General features: G+C 69.9%; 15 protein-coding genes. 13 read left to right on the top strand and 2 right to left on the bottom strand.

The genetic code is table 11. From position 1 onward, the window contains the following. Positions 1 to 96 precede the first annotated feature (96 nt). From D3869_RS31715 to D3869_RS31670, 10 genes are all read left to right on the top strand, one after another. The gene (locus tag D3869_RS31715) at positions 97 to 3,285 is read left to right on the top strand and encodes an efflux RND transporter permease subunit (RefSeq protein WP_137143562.1); all 3,189 of its coding nucleotides are present in this window, start codon (positions 97 to 99) and stop codon (positions 3,283 to 3,285) included. A gap of 189 nt (positions 3,286 to 3,474) precedes the next feature. Next, positions 3,475 to 3,930 carry a hemerythrin domain-containing protein gene (locus tag D3869_RS31710; protein WP_137143561.1) on the top strand — a complete coding sequence of 152 codons (456 nt, stop codon included), beginning with the start codon at positions 3,475 to 3,477 and terminating at the stop codon, positions 3,928 to 3,930. Positions 3,931 to 4,018: 88 nt separating this feature from the next. Next, complete coding sequence (locus tag D3869_RS31705) at positions 4,019 to 4,468, top strand: MarR family winged helix-turn-helix transcriptional regulator (protein WP_137143560.1); 450 nt, start codon at positions 4,019 to 4,021, stop codon at positions 4,466 to 4,468. A gap of 4 nt (positions 4,469 to 4,472) precedes the next feature. After that, entirely contained in the window at positions 4,473 to 5,282 is an 810-nt protein-coding gene (locus D3869_RS31700) for an NAD-dependent epimerase/dehydratase family protein (RefSeq protein ID WP_137143559.1), read from the top strand. A 190-nt stretch (positions 5,283 to 5,472) separates the two neighbouring features. Further along, the gene (locus D3869_RS31695) at positions 5,473 to 6,357 is read left to right on the top strand and encodes an AraC family transcriptional regulator (protein WP_137143558.1); all 885 of its coding nucleotides are present in this window, start codon (positions 5,473 to 5,475) and stop codon (positions 6,355 to 6,357) included. Positions 6,358 to 6,541: 184 nt separating this feature from the next. Continuing rightward, positions 6,542 to 8,695, top strand: a complete 2,154-nt coding sequence (locus D3869_RS31690) for a TonB-dependent siderophore receptor (RefSeq protein WP_137143557.1) — start codon at positions 6,542 to 6,544, stop codon at positions 8,693 to 8,695. Positions 8,696 to 8,871: 176 nt separating this feature from the next. Beyond that, positions 8,872 to 9,666, top strand: coding sequence for an ABC transporter ATP-binding protein (locus tag D3869_RS31685; protein ID WP_137143556.1), 795 nt, complete (start codon positions 8,872 to 8,874; stop codon positions 9,664 to 9,666). After that, on the top strand, positions 9,663 to 10,559 hold the full coding sequence (locus D3869_RS31680; RefSeq protein WP_137143555.1) for an iron-siderophore ABC transporter substrate-binding protein: 897 nt from the start codon (positions 9,663 to 9,665) through the stop codon (positions 10,557 to 10,559). The genes D3869_RS31685 and D3869_RS31680 overlap by 4 nt, the downstream gene beginning before the upstream one ends. After that, positions 10,552 to 12,540: a Fe(3+)-hydroxamate ABC transporter permease FhuB gene (fhuB, locus tag D3869_RS31675; RefSeq protein WP_137143554.1), complete on the top strand. Its 1,989-nt coding sequence runs from the start codon at positions 10,552 to 10,554 to the stop codon at positions 12,538 to 12,540. The genes D3869_RS31680 and fhuB overlap by 8 nt, the downstream gene beginning before the upstream one ends. 41 nt (positions 12,541 to 12,581) lie before the next feature. Continuing rightward, the gene (locus D3869_RS31670; RefSeq protein ID WP_137143553.1) at positions 12,582 to 14,258 is read left to right on the top strand and encodes an ABC transporter ATP-binding protein; all 1,677 of its coding nucleotides are present in this window, start codon (positions 12,582 to 12,584) and stop codon (positions 14,256 to 14,258) included. Positions 14,259 to 14,272: 14 nt separating this feature from the next. Here the strand turns inward: D3869_RS31670 and D3869_RS31665 are convergent, their stop codons facing one another. Both D3869_RS31665 and D3869_RS31660 read right to left on the bottom strand, forming a co-directional pair. Beyond that, on the bottom strand, positions 14,273 to 14,509 hold the full coding sequence (locus D3869_RS31665) for a DUF1858 domain-containing protein (RefSeq protein WP_137143552.1): 237 nt from the start codon (positions 14,507 to 14,509) through the stop codon (positions 14,273 to 14,275). Positions 14,510 to 14,580: 71 nt separating this feature from the next. Further along, positions 14,581 to 15,306, bottom strand: coding sequence for a Crp/Fnr family transcriptional regulator (locus tag D3869_RS31660; RefSeq protein WP_137143551.1), 726 nt, complete (start codon positions 15,304 to 15,306; stop codon positions 14,581 to 14,583). A 207-nt stretch (positions 15,307 to 15,513) separates the two neighbouring features. Between D3869_RS31660 and D3869_RS31655 the strand changes: the two genes are divergently transcribed. The 3 genes from D3869_RS31655 to ubiU all read left to right on the top strand — a co-directional run bounded on the left by D3869_RS31655 (position 15,514) and on the right by ubiU (position 17,808). Further along, complete coding sequence (locus D3869_RS31655; protein ID WP_137143550.1) at positions 15,514 to 16,026, top strand: DUF2249 domain-containing protein; 513 nt, start codon at positions 15,514 to 15,516, stop codon at positions 16,024 to 16,026. 131 nt (positions 16,027 to 16,157) lie between these two features. Then, on the top strand, positions 16,158 to 16,805 hold the full coding sequence (gene ubiT, locus D3869_RS31650; RefSeq protein WP_137143549.1) for a ubiquinone anaerobic biosynthesis accessory factor UbiT: 648 nt from the start codon (positions 16,158 to 16,160) through the stop codon (positions 16,803 to 16,805). 4 nt (positions 16,806 to 16,809) lie between these two features. Next, positions 16,810 to 17,808, top strand: coding sequence for a ubiquinone anaerobic biosynthesis protein UbiU (gene ubiU, locus D3869_RS31645; protein ID WP_137143548.1), 999 nt, complete (start codon positions 16,810 to 16,812; stop codon positions 17,806 to 17,808). The last annotated feature ends 9 nt before the right edge of the window (positions 17,809 to 17,817 follow it).

Here is a 17,817-nt window from a genome sequence, read left to right as displayed (position 1 = left end):
TCCCGCCCAGCGGGGGAGGGAGGGCCCCGCTCCGCCAGGAGCGGGAGGGAGGGGGCCTTGCGTCCAAACTCCATGCCGTCCGCTGGGAAGGCCATCATGAACATCTCGAAATTCTTCATCGACCGCCCGATCTTCGCGGGCGTGCTGTCGGTGGCGCTGTTCCTGGCGGGAGCGATCTCGCTGTTCCAGTTGCCCATCTCCGAATACCCGGAGGTCGTCCCGCCGTCGGTCGTCGTGCGCGCCCAGTTCCCGGGCGCCAACCCCAAGGTCATCGCCGAAACGGTCGCTTCCCCGCTGGAGGAGCAGATCAACGGCGTCGAGAACATGCTGTACATGCAGTCGCAGGCCAACAGCGACGGCAACATGGCGCTGACCGTGACCTTCCGGCTGGGCACCGACCCGGACAAGGCGCAGCAGCTCGTGCAGAACCGGGTGGCGCAGGCGTTGCCGCGCCTGCCGTCGGACGTGCAGCGGCTGGGCGTGACGACGGTCAAAAGCTCGCCCACCCTGACCATGGTCGTGCATCTGCTGTCGCCCAACGACCGCTACGACATGACCTACCTGCGCAACTACGCCATCCTGAACGTCAAGGACCGGCTGAGCCGGATCTCCGGCGTCGGCGAGGTGCAGGTGTGGGGCGCCGGCGACTATTCCATGCGCGTCTGGCTCGACCCCAACAAGGTCGCGCAGCGCGGCCTGACCGCGTCCGACGTGGTGGCGGCGATCCGCGAGCAGAACGTCCAGGTCGCGGCGGGCGTCATCGGCGCCTCACCATCGCTGCCCGACACGCCCCTGCAGCTCTCGATCAACGCGCAAGGCCGCCTGACGACGCCGGAGGAGTTCGGCGCGATCATCCTGAAGACCGGCGAGCAGGGCGGCGTCACCCTGCTGCGCGACGTCGCCCGCGTGGAGCTGGCGGCGGCGCAGTACGGCCTGCGCTCGCTGCTCGACAACAAGCCGGCGGTGGCGCTGGGCATCAACCAGTCGCCGGGCGCCAACGCGCTGGCCATCTCCGACGCCATCCGGGCGACCATGGCCGACCTCAAGGCCGACATGCCCGACGGCGTCGATTACAGCATCGTCTACGACCCGACGCAGTTCGTCCGCTCCAGCATCGACGCGGTGATCCACACGCTGCTGGAGGCCGTCGCCCTGGTCGTGCTGGTGGTCATCGTCTTCCTGCAGACCTGGCGCGCCTCGATCATCCCGCTGCTGGCGGTGCCGGTGTCCATCGTCGGCACCTTCTCGCTGATGCTGGCGCTGGGCTACTCGATCAACGCGCTGTCGCTGTTCGGCATGGTGCTGGCCATCGGCATCGTCGTGGACGACGCCATCGTCGTCGTGGAGAACGTCGAACGCAACATCGAGAACGGCCTGTCGGCCAAGGAAGCGACCTACCGCGCCATGCAGGAGGTCAGCGGCCCGATCATCGCCATCGCGCTGACGCTGGTCGCCGTCTTCGTGCCGCTGGCGGCCATGAGCGGCCTGACCGGCGAGTTCTACAAGCAGTTCGCGATGACCATCGCGATCTCCACCGTCATCTCCGCCTTCAACTCGCTGACCCTGTCGCCGGCCCTGGCGGCGGTCCTGCTGCGCGGCCACGACCAGCCGCAGGACTGGCTGACCCGCGCCATGAACAAGGTCTTCGGCGGCTTCTTCCGGCTGTTCAACCGCGTCTTCCACCGCGCCTCGACCGGCTATGGCCGCGGCGTCGGCGGGGTGGTGCGGCACAAGGGGCTGATGATGCTGGTCTATGTCGGGCTGCTCGGCGTCACCGTGCTGCTCGGCCGCACCGTGCCGATGGGCTTCGTCCCGGCGCAGGACAAGGAATACCTCATCAGCTTCGCCCAGCTTCCCAACGGCGCCTCGCTCGACCGCACGGAGGCGGTGATCCGCGAGATGACCGACATCGCGCTGGCCCGCCCCGGCGTGCAGAGCGCCGTCGCCTTCCCCGGCCTGTCGGTCAACGGCTTCACCAACAGCTCCAGCGCCGGCATCGTCTTTGTCACGCTGAAGCCCTTCGCCGAGCGCAAGGACCCGTCGCTCTCCGCCGCCGCCATCGCCGGTGATCTGCAGAAGCGCTACGCCGGCCTGAAGGAAGCCTTCGTCGCCATCTTTCCGCCGCCCCCGGTGATGGGCCTCGGCACGCTCGGCGGCTTCAAGATGCAGATCGAGGACCGCGGCGCGCTGGGTTACGAGGCGCTGAACGCGGCGGTCGGCTCCTTCCTGAAGAAGGCCATGGAAACGCCGGAGCTGGGGCCGGCCTTCTCCAGCTACCAGATCAACGTGCCGCAGCTCGACGTCGATCTCGACCGCGTGAAGGCCAAGCAGCAGGGCGTGCCGATCGGCGAGGTGTTCGACACCATGCAGATCTATCTGGGCTCGCTCTATGTGAACGACTTCAACAGCTTCGGCCGCGTCTACCAGGTCCGCGTCCAGGCCGACGCGCCCTTCCGCGCCGAATCCGCCGACATCGGCCTGCTGAAGACGCGCAACGCCCAGGGCGACATGGTGCCGCTCTCCTCGCTGGTCACCGTCAAGCAGAGCTACGGGCCGGAGATGGTCGTGCGCTACAACGGCTACACCGCCGCCGACATCAACGGCGGGCCGGCCCCCGGCTATTCGTCGGGCCAGGCGCAGGCGGCGGCGGAGCGCATCGCCCAGGAGACCCTGCCGCGCGGCGTGCGGTTCGAATGGACCGACCTGACCTATCAGGAGATCCTGGCCGGCAACGCGGCGCTGTGGATCTTCCCCATCAGCATCCTGCTCGTCTTCCTGGTGCTGGCCGCCCAGTACGAAAGCCTGACCCTGCCGCTGGCCATCCTGCTGATCGTGCCGATGAGCCTGATGTCGGCGCTGGCCGGGGTGTGGCTGACGGGGGGCGACAACAACATCTTCACGCAGATCGGTTTCATGGTTCTGGTCGGCCTGTCGGCGAAGAACGCCATCCTGATCGTCGAGTTCGCCCGCGAGCTGGAGCATCAGGGGCGCAGCGTGGTCCAGGCCGCCATCGAGGCCAGCCGGTTGCGGCTGCGGCCCATCCTGATGACCTCCATCGCCTTCATCATGGGCGTGGTGCCGCTGGTCACCTCGACCGGCGCCGGGTCCGAGATGCGCCACGCGATGGGCGTGGCGGTGTTCTCCGGGATGATCGGCGTCACCCTGTTCGGTCTGCTGCTGACCCCGGTCTTCTACGTCCTGCTGCGCACGATGGTCGGGGCCGGGAAGCCGGCGGCGGCGATGCCGACCGGTCCGGCGCTCGCCCACGGGCACGGGGACGACTGACCGCTTCCGAGGGCACCATCGCCTTCAGCGTGGCGGGGAGCCGGGGCCGAGCGCCCCGCTCCCCGCCACGTCGTTTTTTCGCCTGCCCCTCCCCAGCTTGCTCTGGCGCAACGATCGGCGCCGGCCCGACCGGCACTCTCGTCTTCAAGCACCGCCCATCCGTCGGCGGCCCCGGTTGGAGACTCCGTCATGTCCAGCGCAGCCATCAGCACCACCCTGTACCGCCATCACCACGCCACCGTCGGGCAGCTCGTCGAGCGGATCGATTCCCTGCTGGCGGCGCCGTCCCCGGTGGAGAACGCCGCCGCCCTCGCCACGGCGGTCCGCGACCTGTTCGGTGTGTTCACCGTCCACCTGTCACTGGAAGACAGCGCGCTCTACCCGCGTCTTCTGGCCCACCCGACCCCGGCGCTCCGTGCCACGGCGGCGCGCTTCCAGGCCGAAATGGGCAGCCTGCGGGCGCGCTTCGACCGCTACCGGGCGAGTTGGCCCGGCCCGCTGGCGGTGTCCAAGGACCCGGAGACCTTCGTCCGTGAGACGCGCGAGGTCGTGACTGCCCTCAAGCACCGCATCGCCCGCGAGGACCTGGAGCTGTACGACGTCATCGACCGCGCCGCCCTCGCCGACAGGACGGCCAACCGCTGAAGGCAACGCACGCGCCCCTCTTGACAATTCGTTCGCTACCTTGCAAATATCGCTAGGTAGCGAACGAATAATGGGGAGCTTGTGCGTTATGGATCAACGGAGCGACGCCGGGCATCCAACCGTCGGAGCGTGGACGAAGCGGTGCTACCTCGCGGGCCGCGCTCTCATGGACGCGACCCTGCGGCCGTACGATCTGGGGTCGACGCAATGGTATGTGCTCTGGCATCTGGCGCATGTCGGCCCAACCGTTCAGCGCGATCTCGGGCGGGCGCTCGAACTCGAACGGGCGACCTTGAGCGGAATCGTCGCCACGCTCGTCCGCAAGGGGCTGGTTCACCAGACGTCGAGCGGGGACGACCAGCGCCAGCGTCTTCTCACGCTGACCGCCGCGGGCGAAGCCCTGTGGCGTGAACTCCCCGATCTTTCGTTCATCCACGACGCCGCGTTCGGCGGCATCGACGTGGCCGAGTTGGCCACGACGATCCGTGTCCTGCAAACGGCGACCGAACGCCTGCAAAATCTTTTGCGAAAGGAATGAACCGATGACGATCCTGGTCACCGGAGCGACGGGGCTTGTCGGTCAGCGGCTCGTCCCGCGAATGATCGAAGCGGGACGGTCCTGCCGACTGCTGCTGCGGGCCGGAAAACCCTGCCCCGCCGGAGCGACCGCCGTGACCGGCGACATTCTCGACCCGTCGACTCTGCCGGACGCCGTCCGGGGCGTCTCGGCGATCGTGCATCTGGCGGCCGTCTTCCGCACCCAGGATACGGACCTTATCTGGCGGAGCAACCTTGAAGGAACCCGCAACCTGATCGCCGCGGCGAAAGCGGAAGCCCCGGAGGCGCGCTTCATCCTGTCGAGCACCAGCCATGTCTACACCATCGACAACCCGCATCCCGGACGGGAGGACGACCCGGTCGATCCGAAACAGGCCTATCCCGCGAGCAAGGTGGCGGCGGAAAACGCCCTGCGGGACAGCGGCCTGACCTGGTCCATCGTCCGCTTCCCATTCGTGTACGGCGATGGCGACGGGCATCTCGAAGCGCTGCCGAAATACGTCGGCGACTGGCATCCCGCGCAACGGATGAGCACAATCCATCACCGCGACATCGCCACGGCGATGAATCTTGCTTTGGACGGGGTGTTCGATCGGCGCGTCGTCAATGTTGCGGACGACGCGGCGATGTCCATCCACGAACTTGCCGGCGTGCTGGAGACGAGACTGGCGTCGCGTTCCGAGCCCCTCCCGCATCCCTGGCATCTGCACGTCGACGCGTCCCTCGCGCGCCGTCTCGGCTTTCGCCCGACCGTGAGGACCGTCCACCAAGCCCTGCAGGAAGGGTTGATGTAACCGGAAAATCAGGGTCAACCGAAACCCTCCTGCCGTGACCCGTCGCGCGCTTGCGCACCCTCGCCGTGGGCTGGCCAGGGGGCACAAGTAAGAATGCGACTTGTTCGCAATTGCCTTTTGCCCTATAGGTCTGGCGGCTCGGGGGAGGATTCCGGGGGTCCGTTCAATCCGGTGGCTGGGAGGCCGATCCATGCCGTTCCATCCCAGAATGCAAAGCAGCACGGAAGGGATCACCATCCTGGGTGACCTTCAGTGGCGCGCCTGGAATGGGATGATCGCCGACATCTGGAACGTCGCCTGCGACCAGAACGGCCAGGGCGAGTATGTGTCCGAGGCCCCGCGGCTGGTCGTCGTCCTCGATCAGGTGGGCGATGGCGGCCTGCACGTGACGGCCTCGCCCGGCCGCGGCGAGGCCGGCCGGCTCGGCCGGCGCGAGCCGCTGAGCTTCGTGCCCGCCGGCCTGCGGGTGTGGTCGCGCACGGTGAACGTCCGCCGGCTCACCCATCTCGACCTACATTTCGACATGTCCGTGCTGGGGAGCCGCGTCGCGGAGGGGCTGGACGTCCGCGGCATGGACCGGCCGCGGTTGAATTTCGCGGACGAACGCCTGTTCGCGCTGGCCCGCCTGATCGCCGCGGAATGCCGGACGTCGGCGAACCTGCACGACCTCTACGGCGAGAGCCTGATGGCCGCGCTGTTCGTCGGCCTCACGCAGGCCGAGCCCGTCGCCGACCGCAAACGCGGGCAACTGCCGCCGCGCCTGTTGAGGCGCGTCACTGATTACATCGAGGAGCATTCCGGCCGTCCCATCCGCCTTCAGGAGCTGGCCGAGCTGACCGGCCTGTCCACCACCCATTTCTGCACCGCCTTCAAGGCCTCGACCGGCCTTCCACCCCACAAATGGCAGATGCGGGTCCGCGTGGAACGGGCCAAGAGCCTGCTGACCGGATCGGACATGACGCTGGCGGCCGCCGCGGTGATGGCGGGCTTCTCCGATCAGGCGCACCTGACGCGGGTCTTCCGCCAGATCGTCGGCACCACCCCCGCCGCGTGGCTGCGCAACCAGTGCGGTTGAGCCGGGCATCGCCCGCCTCGCCCTTGGGACCGACGAATGCCGGAAGATCGTCCAACCCGTCCAAAGACCGTTCAATCGCGCCGCTTCATGCACATGCTAATCATTCGCAACAACGCAGGCTCTTCGGGACCCGCCGGTCCGAAGGCGTTTCGCGGATGCCGCATACAGTCCGAGGCCGATTGCGATGAGTGATATTTCGAACAAGCGACTGACCCGCTTCCTCTTGAACGGCACGGCGCTCGTCGCCCTGCTGGCGCCGGCGCTCGCTCAGGCGCAGGACGCCACCGCCCCGGCGGTCCTGGCGCCGGTGACCGTCGAGGGCAGCCGGAGCACCGACACCGCGACCAGCCCGGTCCGCGGCTACGTTCCCGGCCGCTCGGCCACGGGGTCGAAGACCGACATCCCGCTGGAGGCGGTGCCGCAATCCGTCTCGGTGATCGGGCGCGAGGAGATGGACGACCGCGGCGCGCAGAAGGTGGACGAGGCGCTGCGCTACACCCCCGGCGTCTTCAGCCAGCCCTTCGGCCCGGACAGCGACACCAACTGGATCTTCATCCGCGGCTTCCAGGCGACCCAGACCGGCGTCTACCAGGACGGGCTCCAGCTCTACAGCTACGGCTTCGGCGGCCAGTTCGTGGACAGCTACACGCTGGAGCGGATCGAGGTGCTGCGCGGCGCCTCCTCCGTCCTCTACGGCGGCAGCAACCCCGGCGGTCTGGTGAATTACGTCACCAAGCGGCCCGGCGACACGCCGGTGCGCTCGGTCGAGGCGGGGATCAACCAGCACGGCACCGCCCATCTCGGCGTTGACGTCGGCGGCGCCATCGACCCGACGCTGAGCTACCGTCTAACCGGGCGCATCGCCGGCGGCGACAGCTACACCGACTTCGCGGACGGCTTCCGCGGCACCATCTCGCCGAGTTTCAAGTGGTCGCCGAACGAGCGCAGCACGCTGACGGTGCTGAGCAACTACACCGACATCGACGAGACGCACAACGGCGGCGCTTTTCTGCCCTATGTCGGCACGGTGAAGCCGGCCCCCTTCGGGCGCATCGACCGCAAATCCAACTTCACCGAGCCGGACATCGATACCTACCGGCGCCGTCAGGCCTCCATCGGCTACGAGTTCGAGCACCGCTTCGACAACGACCTGACCTTCCGCCAGAACGCCCGCTACGGCTACAGCCGGGTCCATGAGGTCTCGGTCTACCCCTTCGGCTACAACGGCTTCTCAGCGGTGCCGACCGACCCGGACAACCTTCTGTCGCGCATCAATTTCGAGCACACGACCAAGGTCAACACCTTCCTGATCGACAACCAGCTCGAATCCAAGTGGCAGACCGGGCCGGTCGCCCACACGGCGCTGGTCGGCGTCGACTACAAGTATTTCAAGATGGATCAGGTGCAGGCGTCCGGCTCGGCCACGCCGATCAGCGCCACCAATCCGGTCTACGGCGCCGCGCAGGGCCAGCGCTTCTCCTACATCGACCAGGAGCTGACGATGGGTCAGCTCGGCGTCTACCTCCAGGACCAGATGCGCTTCGGCCAGGGCTTCCTGGTGACGCTGAACGGGCGCTATGACATCGCCTCGACCGACGCCGACGGCACGCCCGCCTACGACGGCAAGGACGGCAAGTTCAGCGGGCGCGCCGGTCTGGCCTACGAGTTCGCCAACGGCGTGACGCCCTATGTCAGCGCGTCGACCTTCTTCAACCCGATTCTGGGATCGTCGGCGGCGGCCGGCGTGTTCAAGCCGGAGACGGGCCAGCAGTACGAGGTCGGCGTCAAGTACCGCCCGGCCTGGATGGACGCCATCTTCACCGCGGCCCTGTTCGACCTGACGCGCACCAACGTGGTGACCGGCCCCTTCAACGCCGAGACGCAGCTGGGCGAGGTCAATTCGCGTGGCATAGAGCTTGAGGCCAAGGCCAACATCACGCCGAACCTGAAGGCGGTCGCCTCCTTCACCGCGCTCGACCTCGACATCAAGAAGGACGCCAACCCGGCGCTGATCGGCAAGACCCCCTACATCGTGCCGCAGGTCCAGGGCTCGGCCTTCCTCGACTACACCTTCCGGGAGAGCACGCTGGACGGCGTGTCGGTGGGCGGCGGCGTGCGCTACGTCGGCTCGTCCTGGGCCGACAACGAGAACACGCTGAAGGTTCCCGCCGCCACCGTCTTCGACGCGCGGATCGGCTACAAGCCCGCCGCCTGGGGCGTGAATCTCGCGGTCACCAACCTGTTCGACAAGGAGTATGTGGCGAGCTGCCAGACCCAGTTCTCCTGCGGCTACGCCGAGGGGCGGACGGCTCTGCTGACCGTCAACATGACGTGGTGACGTGAATCCCCTCTCCCGTCCCGGGAGAGGGTGCCCGCGCAGCGGGCGGGTGAGGGTAAAACCGAGGATCAATCAACTATCCTTGGCGGTACCCTCACCCTTCCCGCGCGTTGCGCGGGTCCCTTCCCTCTCCCGGGGCGGGAGAGGGAAATTCATAGGAACATCCAGAAAGACCGATGACCAGCCCGGACCAGACCCAACCCCTCTACGACCTTGACGGCCTGAGTTTCTCCGTTGCCGGACGGGCGATCCTGTCGGGGCTGTCGCTCCGGCTGGATCCGGGGCTGATCTATGGGCTGGTCGGTCCCAACGGGTCGGGAAAGAGCACGCTGATCCGCCTGCTGGCCCGCCAGCAGCCGCCAAGCGGCGGAAGCATCCGCTGCCTGGGGACGGACCTCGCGCGGATCGGCGACCGCGACTTCGCGCGCACCGTCGCCTACATGCCGCAATTCACCCCGCCCGCCGAGGGCATGACGGTGCGGGAGCTGGTGGCGCTCGGCCGCTTCCCCTGGCACGGCGCGCTCGGCCGCTTCGGGGCGGAGGACGCCGCCAAGGTGGCGGAGGCCATCGCCGAAACCCACCTCGACGCCTTCGCCGACCGGCTGGTCGACAGCCTGTCGGGCGGCGAGCGGCAGCGCGTCTGGCTGGCGATGATGCTCGCCCAGGACACGCGCTGCCTGCTGCTCGACGAGCCGACCTCGGCGCTGGACATCGCCAGCCAAGTGGAATTGCTGGGGCTGGTGCGCCGGCTGAGCCGGGCGCGCGGCATCGGCGCGGTCATCGTGCTGCACGACATCAACATGGCGGCCAGCGTCTGCGACGAAATCCTGGCGATGCGCAACGGCGCGCTGATCGCCCAGGGCACGCCCGACGCCATCATGACCGGCGAGACGCTGGGCGCCATCTACCGCCTCGCCATGACGACCGTCCCACACCCGGTGACCGGCAAGCCGATCGGTTGCGTGCTGTGACGGGGCGGGCCACCATCACCCGCCGCCACGCGCTGGGCCTCGCCGCCGGAGCGGTGCTGCTGCCCAGCCTCGGGCAGGCCGCGGCCGGACGGCGGGTCGCCGCCATCGATTGGGCGGGACTGGAAACGGCGCTGGCGCTGGGCATCGTGCCGGTCGCCGCGACCGAACTGATCCAGTTCCGCAAGGTCGTCGTCGAGCCGGAGGTTCCGGAGTCGGTGATCGACCTCGGCCTGCGCGGCACGCCGAATTACGAGGCGCTGACGCTGGCCGAGCCGGACCTTATCCTCACCTCCAACTATTACGAGGGCCAGCGGGCCAGCCTGGAGCGGGTGGCGGAAACCCTGTCGCTGCCGATCTACCGGCCGGGCGTTCCGCCCTACCCGCTCGCCGCCGAAGCGGCGCGGACCCTCGGCCGGGCGCTGGGCCGCGAGGCGGAGGCCCGCGCCTTCGTCGCCGGGGCGGAGGCGGAGATCGCCCGGCTGGGCGAGTCCCTGCGCGGCGCCGTCCGCCGCCCGGTGCTGGCGATCAACTTCGGCGACGCCCGCCATGTCCGCGCCTTCGGCGACGACAGCATGTTCGGCGCGGTGCTCCAGCGGTTGGGACTGCGCAACGCCTGGGCCTCGCAATCGAGCTACAGCGCCGCGGCGCCACTGGGGATCGAGGCGCTGGCCCGGATGCCGGACGCCATCACCGTCGTCGTTCCGCCGCTGCCGTCCGACGTGGTGCGGGGGCTGGACGACAGCGCCCTGTGGCAGGCCCTGCCGATGGTGCGGAACCAGCGCGTGAGCGTGATCGGGCCGGTGAACCATTTCGGCGGGCTTCCGGCCGCCCTGCGTTTCGCCCGCCTCGTCACCGCCGCCCTGCTGCGGCCGGAGACCGTCCGCCATGGCTGAGCGCGCGGGAGTCAACCGCATCCTGCTGTGGAGCGGGCTGGCGCTGGCCGCCGCCTTTCTGTCGATCCGGCAGATCGCCGGGCACGCCGCCGCACCCGCCGTGCCCCTGCCGCCGGACATGGCGGCGCTGGACGGCGTCATCCTTTACCACAGCGTGCTGCCGCGCATCGCGGTGGCGCTGGTCGCCGGGGCGGCGCTCGGGCTGTCGGGGCTGCTGCTCCAGCGCGTGCTGCGCAACCCGCTCGCCGAGCCCTCGACGCTCGGCGTGTCGGCGGGCGCCCAGCTCGCCCTGACGCTGGGGATGCTCTACGCCCCGGCACTGATGGACGGCGCGCGGGAGGGGGTGGCGCTGGCCGGCGGGCTGGCGGCGGTCGGGCTGATCCTCGCCATGACGTGGCGGCGCGGGCTGGAACCGGTGGCCGTCATGCTGGCCGGCATGATGGTCGCCCTGACCGCGACGATGGGCAGCGCCGCGCTGATCCTCGCCAACGGCGAATACCTCTTCTCCATCTTCCTCTGGGGCGGCGGGGCGCTGGCCCAGCAGAGCTGGGGCCCGACGCTGACCATCGCCGTCCGTCTGGCGATCGGCGTCGGAGCCGCCTTTCTGCTGATGCGCCCGCTGGCCATCCTCGGGCTGGACGACGCCAGCGCCCGCAGCCTCGGCGTCGCCCTCAACGCCACGCGCTTCGGCGTCATCGGGGTCGCGGTCTGGCTGGCGGCCAGCGTGACGGCGGAGGTCGGGGTGATCGGCTTCGTCGGTCTGGCCGCCCCGGCGCTGGCGCATCTCAGCGGCGCGCGGACCCAGGGCCAGAGGCTGGTCGCCGCCCCGCTGATCGGCGCGCTCCTGCTCTGGCTGACCGACGGGCTGGTGCAGCTCCTCGCCGGGGTGGACGGGGAGCGGGTGCCGACCGGGGCGGCGACGGCGCTGCTCGGCGGCCCGCTGCTGCTCTGGCTGCTGCCGCGCCTGCGCATGTTCGAATGGCCGTCGCTGAACAGCCGTCCCGCGCCGTCGCGGCGCAGCCCGCACCCGTACCGGCTGATCGTCCTGTTCGCCGCTCTCGGCGCCGTTGCCGTGGGCCTCGCGCTCACGGTCGGCTACGGGCCGGGCGGCTGGACGCTGTCCACCGGCCCGCTGCTCGACACGTTGCTGGGCTGGCGCGGTCCGCGCGTGGCGGTCGCGGCGGCGGCGGGGGCGATGCTGGCCGCCGCCGGGATGCTGCTGCAGCGGGTGACCGCCAACCCGCTGGCCAGCCCGGAGATCCTCGGCGTCGGCACCGGCGCCGGCGTCGGGCTGACCGCCGCGCTGTTCCTCGTCGCGGCCCCCGGCTTCGGCCTGCAACTCGCCGCGTCGGCGGCGGGAGCGGTGCTGACGCTGGCCGCCATGCTCGCCCTGTCGCTGCGCGCCGGCTTCGGACCGGAGCGGCTCCTGCTCGCCGGGATCGCCATGAGCGCCCTGTGCAGCGCCGTCCTGACCGCGGTCATCGCCACCGGCTCGCCGCAGGCCTTCACGCTGCTGCGCTGGCTGAGCGGCTCGACCAACGAGGCCGGGCCGGGCGACGCCTGGTTCTGCATCGGGGCGGCGGCGCTTCTTCTGGCAATCTTGCCACTGACCGCCAAATGGCTGGAGGTCCTGCCGCTGGGCGACGTGACGGCGCGGTCCGTCGGGTTGCCGGTGCGGCGCTGCCGCATCCTGCTGGTGCTGCTGGCCGGGCTGCTGACCGCGGCGGCGGCGCTGTTCGTCGGGCCGCTGAGCTTCATCGGCCTGATCGCGCCGCACCTCACCCGGCTGGCCGGGCTGGGCCGCGCGCTCCACCAGGGGATCGGGGCCGTCCTGACCGGCGCCGGGCTGATGGTGGTGTCGGATTGGCTGGCCCGCACCGTCGCTTTCCCCTATCAATTGCCCCTTGGTCTTTTTGCCGCACTGCTCGCCGGCCCCTATCTGGTCTGGCTGCTCGGCCGCTCCGACGCCCGCAGCCATTGACGTTGCCTGACCCTTTCCGTCGTTCCGCAATGAGAAGAGCCATGCTCCGCCGTTTCCTCTCCTACTACCGTCCCTTCACCGGCCTGCTGGTGCTCGACATCGTATGCGCCGTCCTGTCGGGCCTGCTGGAGCTGGGGTTCCCGATGGCCGTGCGCGCCTTCGTCGACCAGCTCCTGCCGACCCAGGACTGGCCGCTGATCGTCGCCGCCACGGTGGCGCTGCTGGCGATCTACATGGCGAACGGCGGTCTGATGGCCATCGTGACCTACTGGGGCCACATGCTCGGCGTGAACATCGAGACAGAGATGCGCCGCAAGAGCTTCGACCATCTGCAGAAGCTCTCCTTCAGCTTCTACGACAACAACAAGACGGGCCATCTCGTCGGGCGGGTCACCCGCGACCTGGACGAGATCGGCGAGGTGGCGCACCACGGCCCGGAGGACCTGCTGATCGCGGTGATGACCTTCGTCGGCGCCTTCACGCTGATGGCCGTCGTGCATCTGCCGCTGGCGCTGATCACCGCGGCCATCGTCCCGGTGATCGCCTTCGTGACCAGCCGCTACGGCGGGCGGATGACGAAGAACTGGCAGGCGCTCTATTCCCGCGTCGGCGACTTCAACGTCCGCATCGAGGAGAATGTCGGCGGCATGCGCGTGGTCCAGGCCTTCACCAACGAGGACCATGAGCGCAAGCTGTTCGCCGAGGACAACGACCGCTACCGCACCACCAAGCTCGCCGCCTACAAGATCATGGCGGCCTCGACGACGCTCAGCTACATGAGCATGCGGCTGATCCTGATCGTCGTCATGCTGACCGGCGCCCATTTCGTGCTGGTGGGCGAGCTGACCCAGGGCGGCTTCTTCGCCTTCCTGCTGCTGGTCAACACCTTCTTCCGCCCGATCGAGAAGATCAACGCGGTCATCGAGACCTACCCCCGCGGCATCGCCGGCTTCCGCCGCTACACCCAGCTGCTCGACACCCAGCCGGACATCGCCGACGCGCCCGGTGCGGTGGCGGCCCCGGCGCTGAAGGGCGACATCCGCTACGAGGGCGTGTCCTTCGGCTACGACCCGGCGCGCCCGGTGCTGAAGGGCATCGACCTGTCGATCAAGGCCGGCTCCACCGTCGCCTTCGTCGGCCCCTCGGGTGCCGGCAAGACGACGATCTGCTCGCTGCTGCCGCGCTTCTACGAGGTCATGGCGGGGCGCATCACCATCGACGGCCTGGACATCCGCGCCATGACGTTGGCCTCGCTGCGCCGGCAGATCGGCATCGTCCAGCAGGATGTGTTCCTGTTCGGCGGCACGATCCGCGAGAACATCGCCTACGGCCGTCTCGGCGCCGGCGACGCGGAGATCATGGAGGCGGCGCGGCGGGCGCATCTCGACGGGCTGATCGCCTTGCTGCCGGAGGGGCTCGACACGATCATCGGGGAGCGCGGCGTGAAGCTGTCCGGCGGGCAGAAGCAGCGCCTGACCATCGCCCGCATGTTCCTGAAGAACCCGCCGATCCTGATCCTCGACGAGGCGACCTCTGCGCTCGACACCCAGACCGAGCGGGAGATCCAGAAGTCGCTGATGGAGCTGGCGGAGGGGCGGACCACCCTGGTCATCGCCCACCGTCTGGCGACCATCCGCAACGCCGACGAGGTCTATGTCGTCGGCACCGAGGGCGGGCTCCAGCGCATCACCCACGAGGAGCTGGCGGCGCGCGGCTGAGGGCACGGCGCGCCTTATCTTTCAGCGGCGATGGCCCGGGCGAAGTCGGCGAGCAGGGCGTCCGTGTCCAGGCCATAGTCGTCCGCCACCTCGGCGATGGTCTGGAATCGCGCCATCGGGCAGCCGGGACAGGCCATCCGGTGCGCGAGGAACACGGCGATGGTCGGCGGCCAGCGCTCCAGCACATCCTCGACAAGGTCGGAGGACGAGGGAAAGGCCGCGGTGGCGGCGTGTGATGGCGGGGCGATCATCCCGTCACTCTGGCACACCGTAACGCGCGTCTCTTTGCGCCCGCGCAAACGGAGCGAAGGCTCCGCCCCGGTTATTTCTCCTCCGGCCTCTCCGGCCTGGGCAGGTCTTCGGCGATGGCGACCAGGGCGTGCGGCTGGCGGATCGTCACCTGCTGGCGCCCGCCCTCGACGATCCCCTGCCCCTCCCAGCCGCTGAGGATGCGGCTCACCGTGTGCAGCGTGGTGCCGGTCATCTCCGCGATGTCCTGGCGGGACAGCGGAAAGTCGATCTCGACGCCGTTCCCGACCCGGCGGCCCGCCTGACGCACCAGACGCAGAAGCGCGTGGGCGACCCGCCGCTCCACCCGCTCGGTGGACAGTTCGCGCAGACGGGTCTGCACCTCCTGCAGGCGGCGGCCGACGATGTCCAGGGCGTTCAGCGCGATGCGGGGGTAGCGCTCCATCAACTCGCCCATCGTCGCGGCGGTCCAGTGGACGCCGACGCAATCGACCATGGCGAGCGCGTCGGCCGGGTAGATGCCGCCCGAGAAGACCGCCGCCGTGCCGAACATCTCCCCGGCGCCGATGTAGCGGACCACCAGCTGCTGCCCGTCGGCCCCGGTCTGGACGATCTTGACCCGCCCGTCGATCAGCGCGTGGCAGAGGGTGGCCCGATCCCCCTGGGTGAAGATGGTGGTCCCCTTCCCGATCCGCCGGGTGTGGGCGGACCGGACGATCTCGGCCAAGGCCGCCGTGTCCAGACCGGAGAACAGCCGCAGGCCACGCAGAACGGCGGGATCGGGGGAAAGCGGCGTCATCGGACCATCCTTACGGCAAAGGCCGCGCCCGACCACCCCTGCGGGAAGCCGTCACGGAAACACTGCCTGACACCATGACCGCCCGCGCGCCGCGCCGCAACCCGCCTGCGACCAAGCTCCCAGTTTGGCTGTTTGTGCTGGAACAAAGAGCCGTCACGACCAGAACTTTAGGCTTGCCGGCACATCACAACCCTTCGGACCCTCCCCATGCAGATCGCCGAACAGGCCGCCACGACCGAGCCGGTCATCGACGTCCAGTCCATTCCGCCCCACCAGCGCCACCCGCTGATCCTCCAGGCCACGCAGGATCTGGCGCCGGGCCGCGGCTTCGTCCTGGTCAACGACCATGACCCGCGCCCGCTCCACCTGCAAATCCAGGCGCTGTTCGGCGATGCGGTGAGCTGGACCTATTTGGAGCGCGGGCCGGAGCGCTGGCGGGTGCGCATCGGCCGGCCCGAGTCCGGCACCGCCCCGGCGACCTCCTTGCGGGTGCGCATCGGGCGCGGCGGGCAGGCCAGCGCGGTCGCCGCCGGGACGCCGCTCGGCGTGGCGGACGGCGGGCTGGTCTGCGAGATCACCGACTGCCCGCCGGGCACCAGCGCGGAGCAGGTGCTCGACCTGATGCAGGGAGTCATCCCGCCGGCCGGGCAGCTCCACCTGCCCTACGAGCGTCTGGTCGCCCGGCGCTCCGGCTCCTGCTGCGGCGGCATGTGCGGCTGATCGCCCCAGGCGGCGTTTCGGGACCTTGGGCTTGACCGTCATCAAGGATGGTATGACCACCGGGCTGTATTGCCGAAGCCCGGCGGGCTCCGCCCGCCACACGACCATTCCGAAGGGAAGGAGACAGGCGTATGCGCGATCCCGGATTCATGGTTCAGGATCAGGCCCATGAGATGGCCCCGGACCCCCGTGCCCGCGACGTCGAAGTCCAACTGACGCGGGCCGGGCTGGGGTTCGCGCGGCGGCTCGGCGACCGGGCCGGCGGCCTGCTGTTCGACCGGCTGCTGCGGATTCTGGAGGCGCGCCACCCGCGCGCCTTCGCCGCCCTCGGCGAGCTGCCCGACGCCCGCCTGCTCATCGACCCGGTGGACGCGCCCGCCGCCCTGCTGCTCCGCGTCGGCCCCGGCCTCGCCCTGCGGGTCTGCGACCGCACCGCCGAGGCGGAGGCCACGGTGCGCGGCCCCTGCGCGCGGCTTCTCGACCTGCTGGAAGGGCGCATCGACGGCGACGCGCTGTTCTTCCGCCGCGAACTCTCCATCGAAGGCGACACCGCGCTGATCCTGGCGCTCCGCAACACGCTGGACGGCGAGGAGATGGACCTGTTCGGCGACGTCGCCGCCGCGGCCGGCCCGCTGCGGCACGCCCTGCCCGTGGCGCGGCGCAACGCCGGACGGGCGCTCGACCTGCTTGCCACGGCGCGCCGGTTCGCCCCGCCGCCGCTGCGCTGGGGCATGACCATGCTGGAGCGGCGGCTCACCGGCCCGCGGCAGGGAGCGTGACGGGATGGGGTCCTTCGAACTGATCTGCCCGGCGGGCAACCCCGCCGCGCTGCGCGCCGCCGTGGACGCGGGCGCCGACGCCGTCTATCTGGGCTTCCGCGACGAGACCAACGCGCGCAACTTCCCCGGCCTGAACTTCTCGCGGCCGGAGCTGGCGGAGGCCATCGCCTACGCCCACGCGCGGTCCGTCCAGGTCTTCGTCGCCATCAACACCTACCCCCAGGCCGGCAACCTCGCCCCCTGGCAGCGCGCGGTGGACGACGCCGCGCGGCTGAAGGCGGACGCGGTCATCCTCGCCGACCTCGGCCTGCTCGACTACGCGGCGAAGCACCACCCCGACCTGCGGCTTCACCTGTCCGTCCAGGCCTCCGCCGCCAACGCCGAGGCGATCCGGCTCTACCGCGACGCCTTCGGCGTGCGGCGGGTCGTGCTGCCCCGCGTGCTGACGGTGCCGGAGATCGCCCGGCTGAACGCCGAGGTCGACGTGGAGACGGAGGTCTTCGTCTTCGGCGGCCTCTGCCCGATGGCGGAGGGGCGCTGCTCGCTGTCCTCCTACGCGACCGGGCTGTCGCCCAACAAGCAGGGCGTCTGCTCCCCGGCCAGCCATGTGCGTTACGAGCCGCGCGGCGAGGCGCTGGCGTCGCGCCTCGGCGGCTTCACCATCAACGTCTTCGGCGCCGGGGAGCCGGCGGGCTACCCGACGCTGTGCAAGGGCCGCTTCGTGCCCGGCGGCGGCACCTCCAGCGATCCGGCCTACCTGTTCGAGGAGCCGACCAGCCTCAACGCGCTGGCCCTGCTGCCGGAGCTGAAGGCCGCCAAGGTCTGCGCCCTGAAGATCGAAGGCCGCCAGCGCGGCAAGGCCTACATCGCCGCCGTGGTCGGCGCCTACCGCCGGGCGCTGGACGCCTTCGAACGCGGGCTGCCCGTGCCGGCGCTCGACCTGGAGGCCATGGTCGAGGGCGGGGCCCAGACCACCGGTGCCTACACCCGCGCGTGGCGCTGAGGAGTTGCG

The organism is Azospirillum brasilense, assembly GCF_005222205.1.
In the GTDB taxonomy this organism is placed as follows: Bacteria; Pseudomonadota; Alphaproteobacteria; order Azospirillales; family Azospirillaceae; genus Azospirillum; species Azospirillum brasilense_G.
The sequence above is the reverse complement of the archived record's forward strand: the minus strand, read 5'-3'. Positions and strand labels throughout refer to the sequence as shown.